1 protein-coding gene is annotated in these 1067 nt (G+C 67.4%); it reads right to left on the bottom strand.

Annotation, left to right across the window (positions count from 1 at the left end; translation table 11 throughout):
* Positions 1-303 precede the first annotated feature (303 nt).
* A partial coding sequence (gene ispH, locus Q7W29_14710) for a 4-hydroxy-3-methylbut-2-enyl diphosphate reductase (protein ID MDO9173073.1) occupies positions 304-1067 on the bottom strand: 764 nt, incomplete at its 5' end.

Here is a 1067-nt window from a genome sequence, read left to right as displayed (position 1 = left end):
AGCCGCTCGGCCAGCTCGTTGACGCAGATCTCGCCCGCTTCCTTCAGGATGTCCAGGATCTCGAGACGCTTCGGGTTCGAGAGCGTCTTGCACAGTTCGGCTTGCATCTCGTAGAGCTTCTTGTCCACGTCGGACCCCTTGGTGTTGGCGCGACCTGCGGTGTCGGCACGACGGCTTCCGCACCGATCTCGCCGGCCGGGGTGGCCGCGGTCCGAAGTTGCCGATAAATTAACGACCTCATCTGCGACTGTCAAAGTCAAAGTACTGCATAACTGCATATACGTCTACTTAAAGGATCTGGTTTCAGGAGAGCTCGGGCGGGAGGTCGAATTTCACGTGTTCTTCCAGCACGATACAGGGCTGGACCCGCCAACCGGCGGCCTCGAAATAGCGGACGATCTCCTGGACCAGGTACTCGGGAGCCGAGGCGCCGGCGGTCAATCCGACCAGATGCAGGGACGCCAGCTCCGCGTGGGGCAGTTCGGCGGCGCCGCCGACGAGGTCGGCCGGCACGCCGGCCAGGCGCGCCACCTCGCCCAGGCGCAAGGAGTTGCTGCTGTTGGCCGAACCGACCACCAGCAGACGCTGGATCCCCTCGGCCAGCAGCGCCTTCACGGCGTCCTGCCGGTTCTGCGTGGCGTAGCAGATGTCGCTGTGGGCGGGTCCGGACAGGTCCGGCCGGCGGCGCTGCAGGATCTCGACGATCTCGCTGGTTTCGTCCACGCTCAAGGTCGTCTGCGTCACGTAGAAGAGGTCGCGGCCCTCCGGCAGTTCCACCGTCTCGGCGTCCCGGGCCGACGTGACCAGGGTGATGGCGTCGGGAGCCTCCCCCATCGTGCCGATCACCTCGTCGTGGCCGGCGTGGCCGATCAGCAGGATGTGGCGGCCGCGGCCGGCGTGGCGCTCGACCTGGCGGTGGACCTTGGTGACCAGCGGGCAGGTGGCGTCCATGACGCGCAGGCCGCGCCGGACGGCGTCGGCGCGCACCGCCGGGGAGACGCCGTGGGCGCTGAAGACCACGGTTCCGCCGGCCGGCACCTCGTCCAACTCCTCAACGAAGACCACGC

The organism is bacterium, assembly GCA_030654305.1.
Taxonomy (GTDB): Bacteria; Krumholzibacteriota; Krumholzibacteriia; order LZORAL124-64-63; family LZORAL124-64-63; genus PNOJ01.
This window is presented reverse-complemented; position numbering and strand designations above follow the sequence as displayed.